This is a genomic window from Streptomyces sp. NPDC014894 (assembly GCF_043080985.1).
Lineage (GTDB): Bacteria > Actinomycetota > Actinomycetes > Streptomycetales > Streptomycetaceae > Streptomyces.
Map to the genome: position 1 here is coordinate 626,867 of NZ_JBIBWD010000004.1, position 15,174 is coordinate 642,040.

A 15,174-nucleotide genomic window follows, 5' to 3' on the forward strand; every position below is an offset into this window, starting at 1 on the left:
GCCCGTGACCACTGTGAAGTCCGTACCCGCCGGCAAGAAGAACAAGCCCGCGGTGGACCGTAAGAAGAAGAGCCGCTTCGTCTACAACGGCATCGGTGTCGTGGCCTTCCTGGTCATGATCTTCCCGGTGTACTGGCTGGTCGTCAGCGCCCTGCGGCCCAACAAGGAGATCCGCAGCTACGACCAGACGCTGTGGCCGTCGTCGTTCACGTTCGACAACTTCGTCCGTGCCGTCGACTACGAGAACTTCGGCACCGCGGTCAAGTCCAGCCTGATCGTCAGCTTCACCGCCGTCGTCGGCGCCATGATCATGGCCACCGTCGCCGCGTACGCGATCGGCCGCTTCCGTTTCTACGGTCGCCGGGCCTTCATGATCGTGCTGATCCTGGTGCAGCTGCTGCCGCCCACCGCGATGCTGATCCCCATCTACCTCCAGCTCAACGACTTCGGCGCGCTGAACGAGTACTGGGGCGTCATCGTCATCTACCTCGTCTCCACGCTCCCCTTCGCGACCTGGATGATCCGCGGCTTCGTGATCAACATCCCGAAGGAGCTGGAAGAGTCCGCGATGGTGGACGGGTGCACCCAGATGGGCGCCTTCTGGCGGATCATCTTCCCGCTGCTCGCCCCGGGCCTCGCCGCCGCGTCGATCTACTCCCTGATCAACGCGTGGAACGAGTACCTGCTCGCGTACATCGTCCTCCAGGACAACGACAAGTTCACGCTGAACGTGTGGCTGACGAACTTCACCACCGCCCGCGGCGTCGACTACGGCGCGCTGATGGCGGCGTCGACGATGATCGCCATCCCGGTCGTGATCTTCTTCATGTTCATCCAGAAGAAGATGGCGACGGGCCTCACCTCCGGCGCCGTGAAGGGATGAGGACCGCACCATGACCACCGTTGTACGAGGGTCCTCGGACACCCTCACCCGCGACGCGCTCACCGTCCTCCAGCCCGGATTCGTCGGCACCACCGCGCCGGACTGGCTGCTGCGGCAGATCGGCGAGGGCCTCTCCGCCGTCGGACTGTTCGGCCGCAACATCGTCACCCCCGAGCAGCTCACCGCGCTCACCGCGCAGCTGCGCGCCGAGCGTGACGACGTCCTGGTCGCCATCGACGAGGAAGGCGGTGACGTCACCCGCCTGGAGGTGCGCGACGGCTCCTCCTTCCCCGGCAACTACGCGCTGGGCACGGCGGACGACACCGACCTCACTCGTGAGGTCGCCCGTGAGCTGGGCCGCAGGCTCGCCGCCTGCGGCGTCGACCTCAACTGGGCGCCGTCCGCCGACGTCAACGCCAACCCGGACAACCCGGTCATCGGCGTCCGGTCCTTCGGTGCCGACGCCCGGCTCGTGGCCCGGCACACCGTCGCGTACGTCGAGGGCATGCAGGCCTCCGGCGTCGCGGCGTGCATCAAGCACTTCCCCGGGCACGGCGACACCAACGTGGACTCGCACCACGCGCTGCCCCGGATCGACGTCGGTCTCGACACCCTGCACGCCCGTGATCTCCTGCCGTTCCGCGAGGCGATCGCGGCGGGGCCCAAGGCGGTGATGAGCGCGCACATCCTGCTGCCCGCCCTCGACGCCGAGCGCCCCGCCACCCTGAGCCCGCAGATCCTGCGCGGACTGCTCCGCGAGGAGCTGGGGTACGAGGGTCTGATCATCACCGACGGCATCGAGATGCAGGCCATCGCCTCGACGTACGGCATCGAGCGGGGCTCCGTCCTCGCGATCGCGGCCGGCATCGACGCGATCTGCGTCGGCGGCGGGCTGGCCGACGAGGCGACCGTGCTGGGGCTGCGTGACGCCCTGGTCAACGCGGTCCGCGGCGGCGACCTGCCCGAGGAGCGTCTCGCCGAGGCGGCCGCGCGGGTGCGCGGCCTCGCCGACTGGACGCGCGGAGCACGGTCGGGCGCGCAGCAGGAGGGGAGCGCACCCGACACCGTCCGCGCCGACATCGGCCTGGTCGCCGCCCGCCGGGCGGTCCGGGTCACCGCCGGCGAGCTGCCCTACGAGCCCGTCACGGGCACGCCCTACGTCGCCTCGTTCGCCCCGGTGGCCAATATCGCCGTCGGCGACGAGACCCCGTGGGGCGTCGCTCCCGCGCTGACGGAACTGCTGCCGGGCACCGTGGCCGACACCTACGGCGAGCCGGAGGCCGACGCGTCGGCGCTGGTGAGCAAGGTGCTGGCCAAGGCGGCAGACCGTAGGATCGTGGCAGTGGTACGCGATGTTCACCGCCACCCCTGGATGGCGGCGGCGCTCGACGCGCTGGTCGAGACCCGGCCGGACACGGTCGTGGTCGAGATGGGCGTCAACCGCGCACAGCCCAAGGGCGCCCTGCACATCGCCACCCACGGCGCCGCCCGTGTCTGCGGGCGGGCCGCCGCGGAGGTCATCACCGGCCAGGGCGCCGGCGCCTGACCGAAGCGGACCCGTACAGCGCCGGGGCGGGCGCGGCCCGACCGCCCCGCCCCCGGCGCACGGAACGCCGCTGGAGGCCAGCATGTCCGCCACGCACGCCGAACAGAGCGAGCATCCCGGCCGGATCATGTCCGGCGAGATGGCGGAACAGCCCGCGGTACTGCGGCGCATCCTGGACCGGGGTGCGCCGCTCATCCATGAGACGGCCGCGGTGATCGCGGCCCGCCGCCCGAGATTCGTGCTGCTGACCGCCCGCGGCACCTCCGACAACGCGGCCCTGTACGCGAAGTATCTGCTGGAGATCCGGCTCGGGCTGCCCTGCGGACTGACCTCCATGTCCACCACGACGGCCTACGGCGCCCGGCCCGATCTGCGGGACGTCCTCGTCATCGTCGTCAGCCAGTCGGGCGGCTCGCCCGATCTGGTCGCCTCCACCCGGGCCGCCCGGGAGGCGGGCGCGATCACCCTGGCGGTCACCAACAACCCGGACTCCACGCTGGCGGCCGTCGCCGAGTTCCATCTCGACATCCTGGCCGGGCCGGAGAAGGCCCTTCCGGCGACCAAGACGTACACCGCCTCCCTGCTCGCGCTCTATCTCTTCGCCGAGGGGCTGCGCGGCGCGGACGGATCGGCGGCCGAGGCGCTGCCGGAGCTGGCGGCGGGGATCCTGGACCGCCAGGACGAGGTGCGCCGGCTGGCCTCCCGCTACCGCTTCGCCGAGCGCATGGTGATCACTTCCCGCGGCTACGGCTATCCCACGGCCAAGGAGGCCGCGCTGAAGCTCATGGAGACGAGCTACATCCCGGCGCTCTCGTACTCCGGCGCGGATCTGCTGCACGGGCCGCTCGCGATGGTCGACAACATCTCGCCCGTCATCGCCGTCGTCACCGACGGCAAGGGCGGCGAGGCCCTCCAGCCCGTTCTCGACCGCCTGCGCGGCCGCGGCGCCGACCTGGTCGTGGTGGGCCCCGCACCGCAGGTCGAGGCCGCCTCGGCCGGTTTCGTCCTGCCCACCTCCGGCGTCCCCGAGGAGCTCCAGCCGGTCCTGGAGATCATCCCGCTCCAACTGCTGGCGTACGAGGTCACCATCGCCCGCGGCCATGACCCGGACGCGCCCAGGGCGCTCGCCAAGGTGACCGAGACCCACTGACGCGCGGGGCGCCGCGGACGCGGAGGAAGCCGGGGAGCGGGCCCGCGGCAGGAGGCGACGAGGCGGGAGCCGGAAGCGGGGGAGTGAGGGAGCGGGCCCGCGACGGGGCGGGAGCCGGAAGCCGGGGCGGGGATCGCCGCGCGGACGCCGCCGGACAGACCCGCGGGCCGCGGCGCCTGACGGGACCCTCAACCCGTCCGGCACCGCAGCCCGGAGTGCTCCGGCCGACGAGTGTGCGGGCTCGCGCGGCCGTGGGAGAGGTCCGAGCGCAGTCAGGGCAGAGAGCGCAGGGGCCTCGTTCCACTCTCCTGTGCGGGGAGAGCGGAAGTTTCGCTTGCCCATTCATTGTGGACTAGACCATTCGCGGATGTCCATGGATCGGCGGGGATTGGTTCGGACCGTCGCTCTCACCACGGCCGCCCGCCGCCCCCGGCCCACCCCACGGGTACGCTCGCACACGTGCCCTCCATGAACGACCTCGTCCGCCAGCACACCGCTCTGAGCGACTCCGACCTCGAGTGGCTCCATCTGCTGGTCTCGGAGTGGCAGCTGCTCTCCGACCTCTCCTTCGCCGATCTCGTCCTGTGGGTCCCCACCCGCGACGGGACCCGCTATGTCTCCGTCGCCCAGATGCGGCCCAACACCGGCCCCACCTCCTACCAGGACGACATGGTCGGCCATCTCGTCCCGCGCGGCCGGCGCCCGCTCCTCGACGCCGCCCTCGACGAGGGCCGCATCGTGCGCGAGGGCGACCCGGAGTGGCGCGAGGAGGTCCCCGTACGGGTCGAGTCCATCCCGGTCCGCCGCGACGGCCGGGTGCTCGGCGTCATCGCGCGCAACACCAATCTGCTGACGGTGCGCACCCCGTCCCGGCTGGAGCTGACCTACCTTCAGTCCGCCTCCGACCTCGCCCAGATGATCGCCGCCGGCTCCTTCCCCTTCCCCGGCCAGCAGGTCGACATGGACGCCTCCCCGCGCGTCGGCGACGGGCTGATCCGGCTCGACGCCGACGGCGCCGTCCAGTACGCCAGCCCCAACGCCCTCTCCGCCTACCACCGGCTCGGCCTCGCCTCCGACCTCGTCGGCCACCACCTCGGCCAGGTCACCGCCGAGCTGGCCCCCGCCCGCGGCCCGGTGGACGAGGCCATGGTCAAGCTCGCCAGCGGCTACGCCCCGCGCGAGGCCGAGGTCGAGGGCAACGGCGGGGTGATCCAGCTGCGCGCCATCCCGCTCAAGCCCAAGGGCACACGGATCGGCTCCCTGGTGCTGCTGCGGGACGTCACCGAGCTCCGCCGCCGCGAGCGAGAGCTGATCACCAAGGACGCCACCATCCGGGAGATCCACCACCGGGTGAAGAACAACCTCCAGACCGTCGCGGCCCTGCTGCGGCTCCAGGCGCGCCGGATGGACTCGGTCCGCGGCCGCGAGGCGCTCAACGAGGCGGTGCGGCGCGTCGGCTCGATCGCCATCGTGCACGAGACCCTCTCGCAGAACCTGGACGAGCGGGTCGAGTTCGACGAGATCGCCGACCGGGTCATCGCGATGGTGGCCGAGATCTCGCCCGGCAAGGTCGAGTGCCGCCGCACCGGCCGCTTCGGCATTCTCGACGCCGAGGTCGCCACCCCGCTGTCCATGGTGCTCACCGAGGTCCTCCAGAACGCCCTGGAGCACGCCTTCCCGTCCGGCGAGCGCGGCTCGGTGGAGGTGTCGGCGGTACGGAGCGACTGGCGCGGCGACGAACCGGTCGGCCGGCTCCTCATCACGGTGCAGGACGACGGCCGGGGACTGCCCGAGGGCTTTGACGCGCAGCGCGCCGGAAATCTCGGTCTGCAGATCGTACGGACCCTGGTGGAAGGGGAGTTGGTCGGTACCTTCGACATGCTCCCGGTCGCCGAGCCGGGCCGCGGCACCCGTGTCGTACTCGATATCCCGGTACGTGCCCAGAAGTAATTCCGGAGTGGATTGAGCACTGTTTCGGAGCGTATTCACTCCGATACGGGCAAGGGGCGCCCGGGCACAGCAGCGAGCCCCGGACCGATGGAATGCGGTCCGGGGCTCGAATGCTGTTGGTTACTGCTGCGCGCTGCGACTCGTGGGCGGTGAGTGCGTACTCGCTGTACGCGCCGCCGGAGGCTTCAGGCTCGCTGTGGTGGCTGTCAGGCGCTTGCGTTACGCGCCCGGTTGCGAGCGGCACGGCGCTTCATCGCGCGGCGCTCGTCCTCGCTCAGGCCACCCCAGACGCCGGAGTCCTGGCCGGACTCAAGCGCCCACTGCAGGCACTGCTCCATGACGGGGCAGCGACGGCAGACGGCCTTGGCTTCCTCGATCTGCAGCAGCGCAGGACCGGTGTTGCCGATGGGGAAGAAGAGCTCGGGGTCTTCCTCGCGGCAAACGGCGTTGTGACGCCAGTCCATGGCTGCTACCTCTCCTGGTATGACTTGCAGGTTGCTTGTGAATGTGAACGCTTTCACGAATCCCCCCACAAGGGAAGGGCCGATCGCCGATCACGTCGACGTGGTCCAGGGTTTGGGGAGGGGTTCCGGTGATCTGCGGGCCGATTCTGCGGGCCAGTCCCGATCGCCATGAAGAGACTCGCAAACCTCGGCGACGGATACAACCCCTTCCGGGAAGTTTTTTTTGATTCCTCGGTGTCGACTAGGTCACAGCCGTCATTCTATGGGGTGGAGGCCAGTCCGTACGTTCGAGATAAAGGCCGTTCTGGCCTTCTACTCACACAATCACACGCAGTGCACGGCGTACGCCTGTGAACGTCACGCTGGTGCGCAGTCCAAGGTGGTCGCCGTCCATCTGGAAAGGCAGTGGAACCTTTGAATTCAAGGTGAAGTCGGTGAGGTCATGGAGAGTAATCGCGTGCTTCCCGTGAGGGCCCCGGCTCGGGCTGGAGGTCAGCAGCTGGGTGCCGAAGCGGGCCACCGCCGGCGTCGACAGCCGGGTGAGCCCGAGCACGTCGAGCCCGGTGTCGAAGGAGGCCTTCGGGGACGCGTACAGCGGACGATTCCCGAGGAACGTCCAGGGCGAGGTGTTCGCGACTATGGAGACGACGAGATCGGTGACCGGATCGTGGCCGGGGCGCTCCAGTGTGATCATTCCGTGGCGGCGGTGCGGGTCCTCCAGAAACTGCCGCAGCACCTGACGCACATAGAGAGCGTGGGTCGAACGCTTTCCGCGCTCCCGCTGCTGCTCCACCCGGCCGATCACGCTCGCGTCGAATCCGACGCCGGCGGTGAAGGTGAACCAGCGGGACGGCACCCCCTCGTCCTCGGTCCCCGGCGTGCCGGAGGCGAGACCCAGCCCCACGGTGCGCTCGCTCCGCTCGCTCAGCGCGTCCAGAATCGCGCCGGTGGCCTCCACGGCGTCGTTCGGCAGACCGAGGGCGCGGGCGAAGACATTGGTCGAACCGCCGGGGACGACGGCGAGCCGGGGCAGCCGCTCGGGGTCGGGCCCGTCGTGGAGTAGACCATTGACGACCTCGTTCACCGTGCCGTCGCCGCCGAGGGCGACGACGAGGTCGATCTCCCCGGACTCCGCCGCCCGGCGCGCCAGGTCCCGGCCGTGGCCCCGGTACTCGGTGGTGACGGCCTCCAGCTTCATCTCGCTGGCGAGGGCGTGGATCAGCACGTCACGGGTGCGTGCACTGGTGGTGGTTGCTGCCGGGTTGACCACGAGGAGTGCGCGCATGAGTGGCAGCGTACCTACCCGGGGGTACCCGGCCCAGCCCCGGGTAGGAGCCCGGCGCCCCGCCCGGCCCCGCCCGGCCGACGGCCCGGGCCGCGCCTCCGCCCGACCCTGGCCCGGCCCCGGGGACCCGGCGGCGGCTACCCTTCTCGGGTGAGCGAAGACCAGACCCCGCGCCCTGCCCGCCTGACCGCCGCCGCGGCGGTGTCCGGCCTGGAGGGCCTGGCACTGGTCGCCTACGGCGTCTACATGCTGCTGATGGGGGTGCTGGGCCGGCCCGACAGCCCCACCCAGGCGGAGATGGGCGGACTGACCCTGATCGCCCTCGGCGCCCTCCCGCTGGCGGCCGCGCGCGGACTGCTGCTGCGGCGGAGCTGGAGCCGGGGCCCGGCCCTGATCACACATCTGATGGCGCTGATCCCGGCGTGGACGCTGCTGCGCGCCTCCGGCGCGATGATCCCGCTGGGCATGCTGGTCGCGGCGGTCGCCGTGTCCGGTCTCGTGCTGCTGGTGAACCCGACGACGACCCAGGCGCTCGACATCCGCGGCCCGGGCGCCCGCGACGCGTAGGTCCTCTCCTTCCGGCCCTCCGCCACGGCGAGGGGGGCGGGGGAAACGCTTCCCCCGCCCCCCTCGCCGCGTCCGGCCGGTCTACTCCTCCACGAGGAGCTTCTCCCGCAGCTGCGCCAGCGTGCGCGCCAGCAGCCGGGAGACGTGCATCTGGGAGATGCCGACCTCCTGCGCGATCTGCGACTGGGTCATATTGCCGAAGAACCGCAGCAGCAGGATCCGCTTCTCCCGCGGCGGGAGATCCTCCAGCAGCGGTTTCAGCGACTCCCGGTACTCGACCCCCTCCAGCGCCTCGTCCTCGGCGCCCAGGGTGTCCGCGACCGCCGGGGACTCGTCGTCCGTGTCGGGCACGTCCAGCGAGAGCGTCGAATACGCGTTCGCCGACTCCAGCCCCTCCAGCACCTCCTCCTCCGAGATGCCCAGCCGCTCCGCCAGCTCGTGCACCGTGGGGGAGCGGCCGTGCTGCTGGGACAGCTCGGCCGTCGCCGTGGTCAGCGACAGCCGCAGCTCCTGGAGCCGCCGCGGCACCCGGACCGCCCAGCCCTTGTCCCGGAAGTGCCGCTTGATCTCGCCGACCACCGTCGGCGTGGCGTACGTCGAGAACTCGACACCCCGGTCCGGGTCGAACCGGTCCACCGACTTGATCAGGCCGATCGTCGCCACCTGGGTCAGATCGTCCAGCGGCTCGCCCCGATTGCGGAACCGCCGCGCCAGATGCTCGACCAGCGGCAGATGCATCCGTACCAGCCGATTGCGCAGCTCCGCCCGCTCCTCGGAGCCGTCGGGCAGCTCACGCAGCTCGATGAAGAGCGCGCGGGCCCCGCTGCGGTCCTGCGGGTGGTGCTGCTGCTGTTCCTGGACATGCTCCGTCATGGGCTCCGCCTTCCCCGAGGGCTCCGCCCCGGCGTCGGCTCCCCCGCCGGGGCCGGCCTGCGCCCGGTCCACCGCGGTCGCCGGACCGGCGGGCCCGTCCTGTGGATGCGGCCGGGCGTGCTGCTCCGGGAAGCCGTGTACCGAGGGGGGCTCGTCGCGCACCGGACCGTCCTCGCTTCTCACGCCGGACCGGGTCCCGCGCCGCGCTTCTTGTACAGGCTGATGGAGACCGTACGGTCGGGCGCGACCGAGGAGTCGACCATGCCCGCCAGCGCGGAGAGCACCGTCCAGGCGAAGGTGTCGCGCTCCGGCGCCCGGCCGTCGGTCGTCGGCGCGGAGACCGTGACCTCCAGCGAGTCGTCGACAAGCCGGAAGACACAGCTGAGTACGGAGCCGGGGACCGCCTGCTGGAGCAGGATCGCGCACGCCTCGTCGACCGCGATCCGCAGATCCTCGATCTCGTCAAGGGTGAAGTCCAACCGTGCCGCGAGTCCGGCCGTGGCCGTACGCAACACCGACAGATAGGCACCCGCAGCGGGCAGCCGGACTTCCACGAAGTCCTGGGTCCCGGGCTCGCCTGCGATCTGGGACACCCTCACCTCCAAGGTGACACAAGCTCTTTCCGGGCCGCGGGAGAAAGATCCCGAAGCCGTCGCTACGCAGTCCGTACGTAGCCGGTACTGGCTCGGCGACGCTATCGCGATCCATGGTGCGCTGTCGCCGGGCCCCCACCCCTCAGCGCCCGTCACTCATGGTAAGCATATGAACACACACGGTGGCTAGGGGGTTGCGGGATTCAATTGGGCGGAAGGGGTGGATGGTTGACGTACCCACGCTTCAGACGGACGAACCGCCGCCAGGGTTCCCGAGCCGCCTCCGCCGGCCGCCGGGCGCGCCGGGGTCGTACGTCCGTCCGCCGGGCGGAATCCACCGTCCGGAGCGGACGCCTCCGCCCCGGAGGCGGGCCCTGACGGACGGCGCCCCGGTCAGACCAGGGCGCCGTCGGCGAAGCACCACCGCCAGCTCTCGCCCGGCTCGAAGCTCCGCATCACGGGGTGCCCGGTCTCCTCGAAGTGCGCGCTCGCGTGCCGCAGCGGCGACGAGTCGCAGCACCCCACATGGCCGCAGACCAGACAGAGCCGCAGATGCACCGGCCGCTCCCCGGCGGCCAGACAGTCCCGGCAGGTCTCGCTCCGCGGCTCCGGCTCCGGGCGAGGCAGATCGGCTACATGAGGACACGCGCTCATGATGGCCAGATTACGGCGCGGACGGCGTACCTTCCCGTCGGCGGGCCCCGCCCCGCCCCCGCGCACCGAGGCGCCCGCACGAGGAGACCGAGGGACGGAGCATGGACGCACTGCCACTGGTGGCGCTGATCGCGGTCAGCGCCATGATCGCCGGAGCGGCCCGCCGCACCCCCGTACCGGCGCCGCTGCTCCTGGTCACCGCCGGGCTGATCGCCGCCTACCTCCCCGGAGTGCCCGACTACACCCTCGATCCGCACATCGTGCTGCCGCTGGTGCTGCCCCCGCTGCTGCACATGGCCGCGCTGGAGAGCTCGTACCTCGATCTGCGGGCCAACGCCCGGCCCGTGGCGCTGCTCTCCGTGGGCTATGTCCTCTTCGCGACCGTCGCCGTGGGGTGTCTGACCCATCTGCTGGTGCCCGCGCTGCCGCTCACCGCCGCGCTGGTGCTGGGCGCGGTCGTCGCGCCGCCGGACGCCGTCGCCGCGACCGCGATCGCCCGCAAGCTCGGGCTGCCCTCCCGGATCACCACCATCCTCCAGGGCGAGTCCCTGGTGAACGACGCCACCGCGATCACCGCGTACCGGGTCGCCGTCGCCGCCGCCGTCGGGGAGGCCGCGAGCTGGTCGGGGGCCGTCGCCGAGTTCGCCCTCGCGGCCCTCGGCGGCGTCGGCGTCGGACTGCTGCTGATGGTCCCCCTGCACTGGCTCCGCACCCATCTGCGGGAGGCTCTGCTCCAGAACACCCTCTCCCTGCTCATCCCCTTCGTCGCCTACGCCGCCGCCGAACAGGTCCACGCCTCCGGAGTGCTCGCCGTGGTCGTCGTCGGGCTCTACCTCGGCCACCGCCGCTGGCAGGTCGACTTCGCCACCCGGCTCCAGGAGGAGGCCGTGTGGAAGATGGTCGCCTTCATCCTGGAGTCGGCCGTCTTCGCCCTCATCGGCCTCCAGCTGCCGTACGTCCTCGAAGGGCTCGGCTCCTACGGGGTGGGCGAGTCGCTGGCGTACGCGGTCGGGGTCTTCGCCTTCGTCGTCGCGGTGCGGTACGTCTGGGTCTTCCCGGCCACCTTTCTGCCGCGCCGGCTCTCCGCGCGGATCAGGGAACGGGAGCCCGCCGTCGACTGGCGGGCCCCGGTGATCGTGGGCTGGGCCGGGATGCGCGGAGTGGTCTCGCTCGCCATCGCCTTCTCGATCCCGCTGACCACCTCCGCCGGGGAGCCGTTCCCGGCCCGGAATCTGATCCTCTTCCTGACCTTCACCACCGTGATCGGGACCCTGGTGGTGCAGGGGCTCACCCTGCCCGCGCTGATCAGGGCCCTGAAGCTGCCCCGGCCCGATCCCCAGGCCCTCACCCTCGCCGAGGCCCAGGCCCAGAGCGAGGCGTCCGCCGCGGCCGACCGCCGGCTCGACGAACTCCTCGCCGACGACCGCAACGCCCTCCCGCAGCCGCTGGAGGACCGGCTGCGCACGGTCATGGAGCGGCGGCGCAACGCCGTCTGGGAGCGGCTCGGCTCGGTGAACGAGGCCACCGGGGAGTCGGCCGACGCGACCTACCGCCGGCTCGCGGGGGAGATGATCGAGGCGGAGCGCTCCGCCTTCGTCGAGCTGCGGGACCGGCGGCGGATCGACGACGAGATGCTGCGTACGCTGCTGCGCCGGCTGGACCTGGAGGAGGCCGCCGCCTACCGGGACGAGGCGGACGGGGCGTCGGGCTGACCTGTGACGACGGCGGCGAGGGTGGTCCCGGGGGCGAACGCGCCCTCGGCGGCGAGCGCGGTCAGCCCGTAGAGCATTTTGGCCACATACACCCGCTCCACGGCGAGCCCGTGGCGGGCTTCGAACCCCTCTGCGAACCGGGTGAGTTCTGGGGTTGTGCGGGCATATCCGCCGAAATGAAAGCGGTCGTCCAGTGACCAGTCCCCGGTGCGCGCGCCGAACGCCGCCCGCTGGAGGCGCTCGGTCTCGGCGGCGAGGAAGCCGCCCCTGAGGACCGGGAAGCCGAGCGCGCGGGCCCCGGGCGGCAGTCCCGCGGCGAGCCCGGCGAGGGTGCCGGCGGTGCCGCAGGCGACGGCGACGACGTCCGCCTCGCCGCCCAGCTCGCGGCCGAGCCCGGCGCAGCCGCGCGCGGCCAGCGCGTTGCTGCCGCCCTCCGGGATCACCTGGACGTCGTCGTCCGGCGCGCTCCGCGCCAGGATGCGGGCCAGCACCGCGGGATCGTCCTTGCGGCGGTAGGTCGCCCGGTCCACGAAGACCAGGCGCATCCCGTCCGCCGCGCACCGGGCGAGGGAGGGGTTCAGCGGCCGCCCGGCCAGCTCGTCGCCGCGGACCACACCGGTCGTGGCGCAGCCCAGCAGCCGTCCGGCGGCGGCGGTCGCCCGCAGATGGTTGGAGTACGCGCCGCCGAAGGTGAGCAGGGGGCGGCCCGCGGCCGCCCGTAGGTTGGGCGCGAGTTTTCGCCATTTGTTGCCCGGCAGATCCGGGTGGATCAGATCGTCGCGCTTGAGCAGCAGCCGTATGCCCCGGCGGGTGAAGCGCTCGTCCTCGACCGGCTGGACCGGTGAGGGCAGCCGGGGCCGCAGGGCGGCGTCGAGGTCGGGCGCTTCGGGGGGCACCCGGCCATTGTCACCCGGGCCCACCTGCGGCGACACCCGGCGTCCGGGGTCCTGGGCCGGGGCCGGGGGTGGGGTGGCCCGGGACCCTGACGGGTGCGGGTGCGGGTGCGGGTGCGGGTGCCGGGCTCCGGGCGGTGGCGCGGGTGGTCCGGGCCCTGGGCGGTGGCCGCCCGGGCGCCCGGGGCGGCTACTTCAGTCGCCCGTGGACCCGCTCGCGCAACTCGTTCATGGTGAAGCCCAGCGGGTCCACCTTCCCGGGCTGCCACTCCTTGTGGCCGATGACCGAGCGGGAGGTCCAGCCGTGGTGCCGGCAGATCGCGGCGGAGGCCCGGGCGATCGCCTCCAGCTGAGCCTCGGGCCAGGGGTCCCGGCCGTCGCCGAGGTTGACGCACTCGAAGCCGTAGAAGTGGCGGTTCCCGTCCGTGTTGGCCTCGTTGTCGGACGGCAGGCCCTTCTCGGCGATGACCGCGCGCAGCACCTCGTCGTCGCCGAGGCCCGCGTGGTTGGCGCGGCCGTACCCGACGAGATGGACGGTTCCGTCCTTGGCGATCACACCGTGGCAGAGCGGTCCGGGCAGATCGCTGCGGCCGTTCCGGCAGAGCGCGACGCTGTTCGCGGTGCCCTGGGTGACGGTGTGATGGATCATCACACCGTGCACCGGGCCCCAGGGGCCCTTGCTGTTGCGGTTGTGCGTACGCCAGTCGCCGACCTCGACGACTGTCAGGCCTTCGTCGCGCAGTGCGTCCAGAAAGCTCTTCGCGGGCATGGGTGAGGACATGTCCGGCTCCTGAGGTGCGAGGAGTGTGTACGGAATATTCCGTACTGTGCATTTACAGCTTTTACTCCGATCGCGGTTCCGGAGCCATGTGTTCGGACGGCGTGCGAGCCGATCCGGTCACCTCACCAGGGAACCCGTGCGAACGCGTCAGCTTCCCCGGCCCTCGCCGAATCAATCCCATCCATATGTGTAATGGTGCTGGGACTCTCCGTGCTGAAAGGCTTCTCTTGCAGGTCGACGGCGAACAACAGACCTGTTCTTCGCATGTGTGATCGAGAGGAAGTCCCATGTCGGTTGGTTCGGTTGGCGTCGAGGAAGACGAACGGCTATCGGCGCGGCAGAGCCTCGGCACAGCGGCCGCACGGAATCTGGCGACCACCGCCAAATCGGTTCCCCAGATGCAGGAGATCACCTCACGGTGGCTGCTGCGCATGCTTCCGTGGGTGCAGGTGCAGGGCGGCGCCTATCGGGTGAACCGCCGTCTGACCTACGCGGTGGGCGACGGCCGGGTGACCTTCGTCCAGACCGGCGACCGGGTCACGGTCGTCCCCGCCGAGCTGGGCGAGCTGCCCGCGCTGCGGGAGTACGGCGACGAGGAGGTCCTCGCCGAGCTGGCGGGCCGCTGCGTCCAGCGGTCGTACGCGGCCGGGCAGGTGATCGCCGAGGCGGGCGCCCCGGAGGACCGGGTCGTCCTGCTGGCCCACGGCCGGGTCGAGCAGCTCGGCGCGGGCCCCTACGGCGACGAGGCCGTCGTCGACGTCCTCGCCGACGGGGCCCATCTGGGCGAGCGCTCGCTGACCGACCCCGGCGCCGTCTGGCGGTACACCGTCCGCGCCGCCACCTCCTGCACGGTCCTCGTGCTGACCCGGCACGACGTACGGAACCTCGCCGAGCGCGCCGAATCGCTGCGCCGCCATCTCGACGGCGTCGCCGCCCTGCCCGAGCCGCGCGCCAACACCTACGGCGAGGCCGCGATCGACCTCTCGGCGGGCCATGTCGGCGAAGCGGCCGTCCCGCACACCTTCGTGGACTACGAACTCTCCCCGCGGGAGTACGAACTGAGCGTCGCGCAGACCGTGCTGAAGGTCCACAGCCGGGTCGCCGACCTCTACAACGAGCCGATGAACCAGACCGAGCAGCAGCTGCGGCTCACCGTCGAGGCGCTCCGCGAGCGCCAGGAGCACGAGCTGATCAACAACCGGGAGTTCGGACTGCTGGCCAACTGCGACCACGCGCAGCGCCTCCAGCCGCACGACGGCGCGCCCACCCCCGACGACATGGACGAACTGCTCTCGCGGCGGCGCGGCTCCAAGCTGTTCCTCGCGCACCCCCGGGCGATCGCCGCCTTCGGCCGCGAGTGCAACCGGCGCGGGCTCGTGCCCGGCTCCGTGGAGGTCGGCGGCAGCCATGTCCCGGCCTGGCGCGGGGTGCCGATCTTCCCGTGCGGCAAGATCCCCGTCACCGAGGCCCGGACCACCTCCATCCTCTGCATGCGCACCGGGGAGGCCGACCAGGGAGTCGTCGGCCTCCGTCAGGCGGGCATCCCGGACGAGATCGAGCCGAGCCTGTCGGTGCGCTTCATGGGCATCGACGAGCAGGCGATCGTCTCCTACCTGGTCACGGCCTACTACTCGGCCGCGGTGCTGGTCCCCGACGCGCTCGGAGTGCTGGAGAACGTCGAGGTGGGCCGCTGGGGCTGATGCGCGGAGCCGGGGCGGGCCCCCCCCCGGCGCGGGCCCCCCCCGCCGCGGCCCCCCCCCCCGCCCGCGCCCCCCCCGGGGGGCGCCCCGCCCGGCCCCCGACGACCCCCCACGGACCCCAGG

General features: G+C 71.8%; 14 protein-coding genes. 7 read left to right on the top strand and 7 right to left on the bottom strand.

Going from position 1 to position 15,174, the window contains the following annotated elements; genetic code table 11:
• Positions 1-4 precede the first annotated feature (4 nt).
• From ACF089_RS13640 to ACF089_RS13655, 4 genes are all read left to right on the top strand, one after another.
• Positions 5-883: a carbohydrate ABC transporter permease gene (locus ACF089_RS13640; RefSeq protein WP_392025671.1), complete on the top strand. Its 879-nt coding sequence runs from the start codon at positions 5-7 to the stop codon at positions 881-883.
• Between the two features lie 10 nt (positions 884-893).
• Positions 894-2,429: a glycoside hydrolase family 3 protein gene (locus ACF089_RS13645; protein ID WP_392025673.1), complete on the top strand. Its 1,536-nt coding sequence runs from the start codon at positions 894-896 to the stop codon at positions 2,427-2,429.
• 82 nt (positions 2,430-2,511) lie between these two features.
• Positions 2,512-3,579: an SIS domain-containing protein gene (locus ACF089_RS13650; RefSeq protein WP_392025675.1), complete on the top strand. Its 1,068-nt coding sequence runs from the start codon at positions 2,512-2,514 to the stop codon at positions 3,577-3,579.
• A 468-nt stretch (positions 3,580-4,047) separates the two neighbouring features.
• A complete protein-coding gene (locus tag ACF089_RS13655) occupies positions 4,048-5,529 on the top strand; it encodes a histidine kinase N-terminal domain-containing protein (protein ID WP_392025753.1) in 1,482 nt (493 codons plus the stop codon).
• Between the two features lie 206 nt (positions 5,530-5,735).
• Here the strand turns inward: ACF089_RS13655 and ACF089_RS13660 are convergent, their stop codons facing one another.
• Positions 5,736-5,993 carry a WhiB family transcriptional regulator gene (locus ACF089_RS13660; protein ID WP_003953983.1) on the bottom strand — a complete coding sequence of 86 codons (258 nt, stop codon included), beginning with the start codon at positions 5,991-5,993 and terminating at the stop codon, positions 5,736-5,738.
• A gap of 316 nt (positions 5,994-6,309) precedes the next feature.
• The gene (locus ACF089_RS13665; RefSeq protein ID WP_392025677.1) at positions 6,310-7,278 is read right to left on the bottom strand and encodes a diacylglycerol/lipid kinase family protein; all 969 of its coding nucleotides are present in this window, start codon (positions 7,276-7,278) and stop codon (positions 6,310-6,312) included.
• A 150-nt stretch (positions 7,279-7,428) separates the two neighbouring features.
• Between ACF089_RS13665 and ACF089_RS13670 the strand changes: the two genes are divergently transcribed.
• A complete protein-coding gene (locus tag ACF089_RS13670; protein ID WP_392025678.1) occupies positions 7,429-7,845 on the top strand; it encodes a hypothetical protein in 417 nt (138 codons plus the stop codon).
• Positions 7,846-7,926: 81 nt separating this feature from the next.
• Here the strand turns inward: ACF089_RS13670 and ACF089_RS13675 are convergent, their stop codons facing one another.
• The 3 genes from ACF089_RS13675 to ACF089_RS13685 form a co-directional block, all read right to left on the bottom strand.
• Positions 7,927-8,901, bottom strand: coding sequence for an RNA polymerase sigma factor SigF (locus ACF089_RS13675; RefSeq protein ID WP_392025680.1), 975 nt, complete (start codon positions 8,899-8,901; stop codon positions 7,927-7,929).
• On the bottom strand, positions 8,898-9,311 hold the full coding sequence (locus ACF089_RS13680; RefSeq protein WP_392025682.1) for an anti-sigma regulatory factor: 414 nt from the start codon (positions 9,309-9,311) through the stop codon (positions 8,898-8,900). Before ACF089_RS13680 ends, ACF089_RS13675 begins: the two co-directional genes overlap by 4 nt.
• Positions 9,312-9,704: 393 nt before the next feature.
• Complete coding sequence (locus ACF089_RS13685) at positions 9,705-9,965, bottom strand: UBP-type zinc finger domain-containing protein (RefSeq protein WP_392025683.1); 261 nt, start codon at positions 9,963-9,965, stop codon at positions 9,705-9,707.
• A 101-nt stretch (positions 9,966-10,066) separates the two neighbouring features.
• Between ACF089_RS13685 and ACF089_RS13690 the strand changes: the two genes are divergently transcribed.
• On the top strand, positions 10,067-11,677 hold the full coding sequence (locus ACF089_RS13690) for a Na+/H+ antiporter (RefSeq protein ID WP_392025685.1): 1,611 nt from the start codon (positions 10,067-10,069) through the stop codon (positions 11,675-11,677).
• Here ACF089_RS13690 and ACF089_RS13695 read toward each other — a convergent pair.
• Both ACF089_RS13695 and ACF089_RS13700 read right to left on the bottom strand, forming a co-directional pair.
• Positions 11,644-12,573 (bottom strand): 1-aminocyclopropane-1-carboxylate deaminase/D-cysteine desulfhydrase, encoded by a 930-nt coding sequence (locus ACF089_RS13695; RefSeq protein ID WP_392025687.1) that lies wholly within the window; start codon positions 12,571-12,573, stop codon positions 11,644-11,646. The two genes, ACF089_RS13690 and ACF089_RS13695, sit on opposite strands and share 34 nt — an antisense overlap.
• 187 nt (positions 12,574-12,760) lie before the next feature.
• The gene (locus ACF089_RS13700; protein WP_392025688.1) at positions 12,761-13,351 is read right to left on the bottom strand and encodes an N-acetylmuramoyl-L-alanine amidase; all 591 of its coding nucleotides are present in this window, start codon (positions 13,349-13,351) and stop codon (positions 12,761-12,763) included.
• A 287-nt stretch (positions 13,352-13,638) separates the two neighbouring features.
• Between ACF089_RS13700 and ACF089_RS13705 the strand changes: the two genes are divergently transcribed.
• Entirely contained in the window at positions 13,639-15,051 is a 1,413-nt protein-coding gene (locus ACF089_RS13705; RefSeq protein ID WP_392025690.1) for a family 2B encapsulin nanocompartment shell protein, read from the top strand.
• Positions 15,052-15,174 lie beyond the last annotated feature (123 nt).

Excerpts from the sequence above, each read along its gene's own strand:
- ACF089_RS13645 (WP_392025673.1), top strand. The coding sequence starts at position 894 with ATGACCACCGTTGTACGAGGGTCCTCGGACACCCTCACCCGCGACGCG.
- ACF089_RS13650 (WP_392025675.1), top strand. The coding sequence starts at position 2,512 with ATGTCCGCCACGCACGCCGAACAGAGCGAGCATCCCGGCCGGATCATG.
- ACF089_RS13655 (WP_392025753.1), top strand. The coding sequence starts at position 4,048 with ATGAACGACCTCGTCCGCCAGCACACCGCTCTGAGCGACTCCGACCTC.
- ACF089_RS13660 (WP_003953983.1), bottom strand. The coding sequence starts at position 5,993 with ATGGACTGGCGTCACAACGCCGTTTGCCGCGAGGAAGACCCCGAGCTC.
- ACF089_RS13665 (WP_392025677.1), bottom strand. The coding sequence starts at position 7,278 with ATGCGCGCACTCCTCGTGGTCAACCCGGCAGCAACCACCACCAGTGCA.
- ACF089_RS13685 (WP_392025683.1), bottom strand. The coding sequence starts at position 9,965 with ATGAGCGCGTGTCCTCATGTAGCCGATCTGCCTCGCCCGGAGCCGGAG.
- ACF089_RS13690 (WP_392025685.1), top strand. The coding sequence starts at position 10,067 with ATGGACGCACTGCCACTGGTGGCGCTGATCGCGGTCAGCGCCATGATC.
- ACF089_RS13700 (WP_392025688.1), bottom strand. The coding sequence starts at position 13,351 with ATGTCCTCACCCATGCCCGCGAAGAGCTTTCTGGACGCACTGCGCGAC.
- ACF089_RS13705 (WP_392025690.1), top strand. The coding sequence starts at position 13,639 with ATGTCGGTTGGTTCGGTTGGCGTCGAGGAAGACGAACGGCTATCGGCG.